Source organism: Butyrivibrio sp. INlla14 (genome assembly GCF_900102515.1).
Lineage (GTDB): Bacteria > Bacillota > Clostridia > Lachnospirales > Lachnospiraceae > Butyrivibrio.
This window is the reverse complement of the sequence record NZ_FMVS01000059.1, coordinates 1-6,608: the sequence shown is the minus strand read 5'-3', so window position 1 is coordinate 6,608 and position 6,608 is coordinate 1. Positions and strand designations below refer to the sequence as shown.

6 protein-coding genes are annotated in these 6,608 nt (G+C 42.7%); 5 read left to right on the top strand and 1 reads right to left on the bottom strand.

Features of this window, described 5'->3' with window-relative positions; translation table 11 throughout:
• The 5 genes from BLO53_RS18630 to BLO53_RS18610 all read left to right on the top strand — a co-directional run.
• Positions 1-1,261: InlB B-repeat-containing protein (locus BLO53_RS18630; RefSeq protein WP_176757369.1), on the top strand; the 1,261-nt coding region annotated here is incomplete at its 5' end.
• Between the two features lie 146 nt (positions 1,262-1,407).
• The gene (locus BLO53_RS18625) at positions 1,408-2,304 is read left to right on the top strand and encodes a GNAT family N-acetyltransferase (protein ID WP_176757368.1); all 897 of its coding nucleotides are present in this window, start codon (positions 1,408-1,410) and stop codon (positions 2,302-2,304) included.
• Between the two features lie 43 nt (positions 2,305-2,347).
• Positions 2,348-2,881, top strand: a complete 534-nt coding sequence (locus tag BLO53_RS18620; protein WP_092065162.1) for a hypothetical protein — start codon at positions 2,348-2,350, stop codon at positions 2,879-2,881.
• Between the two features lie 139 nt (positions 2,882-3,020).
• Positions 3,021-4,814: a Na/Pi cotransporter family protein gene (locus BLO53_RS18615; RefSeq protein ID WP_092065159.1), complete on the top strand. Its 1,794-nt coding sequence runs from the start codon at positions 3,021-3,023 to the stop codon at positions 4,812-4,814.
• A gap of 203 nt (positions 4,815-5,017) precedes the next feature.
• Positions 5,018-6,175: a serine hydrolase domain-containing protein gene (locus tag BLO53_RS18610; RefSeq protein WP_092065156.1), complete on the top strand. Its 1,158-nt coding sequence runs from the start codon at positions 5,018-5,020 to the stop codon at positions 6,173-6,175.
• Between the two features lie 150 nt (positions 6,176-6,325).
• On the opposite strand, the gene BLO53_RS18605 is transcribed toward BLO53_RS18610, so the two are convergent.
• Positions 6,326-6,608 (bottom strand): transposase (locus tag BLO53_RS18605; protein WP_176757248.1); only part of this gene is annotated, 283 nt, incomplete at its 5' end.

Here is a 6,608-nt window from a genome sequence, read left to right as displayed (position 1 = left end):
GTACGGACAGACAGTAACTCTTGCAGATAAGGCAGAGGCACCAGGCTATGACTTTGATGGATGGGATACAGAAGATGCAGAAGTAAGCGAAAACAGCTTCACAATGCCAGCTAAGGATGTAGAGGTAACTGGAACATTTACAGCAAGAGAGGATGTGAAGTACACAGTAGAGCACTACTTCCAGTCACTTGATAATGAAGAGGACTATGAGATCGATGATAGCCTCACAGAGACCAAGGACAATGGAGTAGCAGATCAGGATCTCAGTGATGAAGTACTTGAAGGACTTAAAAAGACCGTAGAAGGCTTCACATATGTTGAAGGTGGAAATAAGTACTTTGCAGGAGAAGAAGAACTTGGAGCACCTACAGTACAGGGAGATGGAAGTCTTGTAATAAAGCTCTACTATGACAGAGAAGAGTATGAGGTTAAGTACACATTAGATGAAAATGCTATTCCAGAAGGCGTAGAGGTTCCGGAAGCTAAATCTTACAAATATGGAGAAGAAGTAACTGTAGAAGCAGATCTGATAGCAAGCGGATATGTATTTAGCGGATGGGCAACAGCTGCAGATATAGCTATCGAAGACAATAAGTTTGAGATGCCAGCTGATGACGTAGAGTTTATTGGTGTATTTGAAGAAATAACATACATTGTAACCTTTGAATACAGATTAGCAAGCGGCGTAACAGCACCTGCAAATTGGGATAGCCTGTTAGAAGAACTTAAGACTCATAATGGAGAATTCCATGCAGGAGACACACTTGCACTTCCAGAAAGACCTAGTCTTTCCGGTTATGTATTTGGAGCATGGCAGATAGAGAAGGTAGAGAATGCAGAAGGAGAAACTCCTTTTGACAGAGCGCTAGCAAAAGCAAAAGAGCTTCTGGCATTAAAGGTAAGTGCGGCAGACAATGAAACAATTGAGGTTCCAGAGTATGATACAGTAGTATATTGTATCGTGGATAACGCGCCTACACCACCTACACCACCTCCAACACCTACTCCAGATCCTACACCAACAACACCAGTAACAATTCCTGATGCACCAGCTCCTACAGCTCCAGCACCAGCACAGGCAGTACTTGGCGCTAGAAGAGAAGAGCCTACAAGCGGTCAGGCAGTTCTCGGAGCAAGAAGAGCAAGGACAGAGGATACAACAAACGAGGCAACAAGAGTATTCGCAATCATTCTTGCTGCTGCTACAGCAGTAACTCTTTTACTCACTGGAAAAAAGAAAAAAGAGGAAGAAGAGGGCTGATATAGTAGAAAAGATAAATAATTAAACTTTAAGGGCGGCAAGTCAGTAAATCTGGCTTGCCGCCCTTTATCATTTGTCATTATAATAAAGTTATGTTAAAAAACATTATTTTTTCAATAACTAAATCTGCAATAGAGGAAAAAGAGGTGCTGGCGCAAATAGTAAGCTGCGCCCAGTATCTGGAGGACTCTGGCTATAATATAAAGCTTCTTGAAATGGGAGAGGAATCCTACTCTAAGATAAAGGCCGCAGGGAAAAAGAACACACTGATAATCTGCGACAGCTCAGAGGATGCGAAAAAGCTATCTGCAAAGGGCTATTACTGCATAGGAATGCTCCATGACCTTAATAGAGATGAGAAGTTTGACGGCCTTAAGTATATCTTTGATGACATAGATCAGGTTGAAGCTGATTCTTTTACCAAGGTTTACCAGAGATATGCAGGCGAGCCCTGGGAAGTCATCCGCACAGACAGACTCATTATCAGAGAGAGCACTGTGGAAGATGTGGACGAGTTTTACAGACTCTACAAAGAGCCTGAGATGACCAAGTATATGGAAGGCCTTTTCGAAAATCCTGAGGATGAGAAGCGCTACCAGAAGGATTATATCGAGAAAGTCTATGGCCTTATGGGCTTTGGAATATGGACAGTAGTAAGGAAGAGCGATGGCGAAGTCATTGGAAGAGCCGGGTATTCTATCCGAAACGGCTTTGATAATATAGAACTTGGATTCCTCATAGGAAAGGCCTATCAGGGACAAGGGTACGCTTATGAGGCCTGCGATGCCATCCTTAAATATGGCAAGGAAGTTCTAGGGCTTGAGACAGTTCAGACCCTGGTGAAAAAAGAGAACGAAGTGTCCATAAGACTTTGCGAAAAGCTGGGATTTATCAGAAACAAAACCGTATCCATAGAAGAAAATATATACGGACAAAAATATCCGGGATCTGACGATGCAGAAGCAGAGCCCGATGATCCAAGACAGGTACGCGTAAACAAATCCCACTATGGGGAGTATATAAGGTTCGATAAAAAACTATAAGAAGACAATAGGAAAAAGACTATTATCAGGGAGGATTGGGGAAATGGCAGAGAATATTTTTCCGCTTGTAACAACGCATTTTAATATAACACCAGAGGACATAGAGAAGCTCTTTGACAGCGAATGGAAGGTTACTTTAAAAGAGGGGAGCGATGACAAGGTAGGCAGCATCCGTTTTGAGGAGGGCATGTTTCAGGACAATGTGAAAATGACGGTGGACTTAGAGCCAGCCTATGAGAAGGCCAAGATCATCTCTGAAATATATTATTCCATGGCAGCCTTTGCCTTCCGCTTTAAGAACATAAGAGAAATCAGCACAGAGTGCAGACATGAGAATGATCATCGCGTGAAAGGCCTTGAAAAGGCAGGTTACGTCTACAGAGAAAACAAAGACGGTTCTGACTTTTATTCAATTAAAAAGCAAAAGACTTCCTGGACAGGATTTTACATTTTTGTGGGACTTATTGCAGGTTTTATCATGGGTATAACCTTTTCAAACCTGTGGATGGGGACTCTTGCCGGAGTGCTGATAGGCGCGCTGATAGGTGTACTTCTTGATGGAAAAGAGAAAAAATAGGCCGGAAATTAAGTCTAAATCTTTTTTATGGCATTTTTTAGGTAAATACTGTAATATTATAGCTGTAACAAAAGAGTATTTTAATTATAGGCATTGATAGCACGCAGCTATCAGGGGAGAAATGCCTACAGGAGGAAAAATGAGTTCATTAGAAATGTTCAGCCTAGTTGCGGGATTGATCGGCGGTCTGGCGATGTTCCTTTATGGAATGAATGTCATGAGCGGCGGCCTAACCAAAATGGCAGGAGGCAAGCTTGAAAGCGTCCTTGCCAAGGTGACCAAACATCCCGTAATAGCTTATCTCTTCGGAGTGGGTGTAACCGCTCTGGTCCAGTCTTCATCTGCATCAACCGTTATGGTTGTCGGCCTTGTTAACTCAGGTATCATGACCTTGAAGCAGGCAGTAAGCGTTATCCTTGGTGCTAACCTGGGAACAACCTTTACAGCATGGCTTTTGTCTTTAAATGCAATCAGCAGTGATAACTTTATAATAAACCTTTTAAAGCCAGCATCCTTTACACCATTTCTGGCTCTTATCGGTATCGCACTTTACATGTTTGGTAAGACCGAGAAAAAGAAAAATGTAGGAACAATCCTTCTTGGATTTTCAGTTCTTATGTTTGGTATGCAGTCAATGTCCAGCGCAGTATCACCTCTTAAGGACGTTGATTCCTTCAAGGCAATTCTTACAACCTTCAGCAATCCTGTCATCGGATTTTTGGTAGGTATCATATTTACAATGGTAATCCAGAGCTCAGCCGGAACAATCGGTGTACTTCAGGCTCTTTCCCTTTCAGTTATGATCAACTATAGCATTGCAATCCCAGTAGTTATCGGTGCTGAGGTTGGTACCTGTATCACAGCAATCCTCTCATCCCTTGGAGCCAACAAGAATGGTAAGAGAACCGCTCTGATGCACCTTTATTTCAACGTGATCAAGGCATTATCCTTCATGATCATCTTCTATGCAGTTAATGCAGTAGTTCATTTTAGTTTTATGGATGACAAGGCTGGAATGGTAGGAATCGCCGGAATCCACACACTGGTTAACCTTGTGGCTACACCACTTATGCTTCCATTTGCCCAGCTCCTTGTTAACCTTGCACTCAAGACAATTCCTATCGATGAGAAAGAGAAAAAGGAGCAGGAAGAACAGCAGGGTATCCGCACACTGGATCCAAGATTTCTTTCAAACCCTCCATTTGCTCTTGAGCAGGCCCGTCAGGCTGCGATCACTATGGCTCAGATGGCCCAGGATGGACTTAATAAAGCTATTGGCCTTATTACAGAATATGACAAAGAAGTTTCAGAGGAGGTTGAACATATAGAGCGTCAGATTGACAAATATGAAGACCAGCTTGGAACCTACCTCATGAAGATAAATAACCACCACCTCTCACCAGAGGATAGCCATACATTGTCACTTCTTCTTCACTGCATCACTGACTATGAGCGTATTTCAGACCACGCTCTCAACATTGCCCAGAAGGCTCAGAACATGGCAGATAATAAGAGAGAATTTTCTCCAAAGGCACAGTCAGAGATGGAAATCTTCGCAGCAGCGGTTAAAGAGATCATGGATCTTGCCATTAGATCTTTTACCCAGCAGGATGTGGACCTTGCCAAGACTATTGAACCTCTTGAAGAGACAATCGACGGAATCAACATGGAAGTTAAGCGCCGCCATGTTAGAAGACTTCGCAAGGGTAAATGTACTATTGAGCAAGGCTTTGACCTGAGCGATATCGGTACAGATTTTGAGAGAATAGCTGACCACTGCAGCAATATAGCCGTTGGTATCATAGAAGTTGAAGATGATCTTTATGAAGCACATGAGTATATTGAAACACTCAAGCACGAGAAGGCAGATGGTTTCGAGAAGGCTGTGGATTTCTATCAGAGAAAGTACATGCTGCCATCTGTTAAGTTCTAAGACAAAGAGAATACTATAAACAATGCTAAGGGCCGGAACTGTCAAAGTTTCGGCCCTTTAATCACCTTATAAGTTAACGCTGTAAAGTGTAAAAAAATATAGTATACTATAGGGGTTAGAAAAATAATAGATGATTAGAATGCATGTATAAGATTTAAATCAGTACATGCTTTAATAAGTTTAGATTGGACAGAGAGGATACTATGAACATTAGGAAACTTGGAAGGCTCGATACACTTATAGAGAGCCAGCGTGAAAAAGGATTATTACAGGGTGCCACAATAGTTGTGGAGCACAATGGAAAAAGAGTATACGAAAATCACTACGAACCCGATAGAGAAGACAGCATTTATAAGATATTCAGCATGACCAAGCCAATTACAGCTTTGGCAGCCATGATTTTATATGAGCGCGGCGAACTTGACCTTATGAGCAAGGTTTCAGATTACCTGCCAGCCTTTGCTGATTGCAAGGTGGCTTCACCAGAGGGAATTACCAAGGCTAGAAATCCTATCACAGTCAAGGACCTTCTCAATATGACCTCAGGAATCGTCTATTCAGGGGATTTCGGCGAAGCCGAAAGGTCTATGACCAAGATTTACAAAGAGGCCAAGACTCAGAGACAGTCCGGTATTCTTAGAAGTAATGTTGATGTCTGTAACAAGCTTGCAGAGGGCTATCTTGCCTTTGAACCCGGAACAGGCTTTAGATACGGCCATTCTGCAGATATCATGGCTGGTGTTATAGAAGTGATCACAGGCAAGAGATACTCAGACTTTTTGAAAAAAGAGATCTTTACTCCTCTCAACATGGAGGATACAGGTTTCTGGATTGATGAGAGCAAGGCCTTCAGGCAGGCTGTCCTTTACAGACGTGACAAGACAGGCAAGGTAGTCCGCGCTGAGGACGATGTGAAGCGCCGCATGGAGATGGAGAACCCCACAGAGATGCCATGGCTTGAAATGGGCGGATCTGGCCTTTACACCACAGCCAACGATTATGCTCACTTTGCCCAGATGCTCCTTAACAAGGGTGCATACCATGGAAAAGAGCTAATCGGCAAGAGAACACTTGCTTTCATGACATCACCACAGCTATCAGGAGATATCCATGACCAGTTCCACGACATGAATGGCTGCCTTGGCTACAACTATGGCAACTACTTCCGAATTCTCACAGACCCTGCACAGGCATGCTCAAACGGCAGCATCGGTGAGTACGGCTGGGATGGCAAGGCAGGAACCTACTTTTTCGTAGATCCTAACGAGGAACTTATCGTAATCTACATGCAGCAGATCGAGGGCGGCCTTGATTACAGCTTTATCCGTGGCATCAGACAAATCGTATACGGAGCGTGCTGAGAATGGATAAATTTTGTTGACAGTAACGAAACTCATAACTTGATAATTGAAGATAAAATAATAAAGTTTATTTTATAGGAGCATATATTGAAAAAGATAATACTAGTGTCGTGGCAAGTTCAGAATTAATTTAATCTCCAAGCCTGAGATTTACTCAAGCTTGGGGTATAAGGAAAGCAGCTTTATCCTTGCTTTATCATTAGTGAATTGCCACTTAACCTTTGCCTGCTTTGCGTTACGTTCTGACTCCCATGCAGAGAGTTCAGACTTAAGTTTGTCAATGCTTTCAATTCTCCTTGATAGGCATTGTTTTGTCATTACATTTAATTCAATCTCAGCAATGTCCAGCCAGCTTCCGTGCTTTGGCGTGTAATGAATTTCAAGCCGTTTCCTTAGGCGGAATGCTTCTTCTGGACGATACTTTTTGTATAAT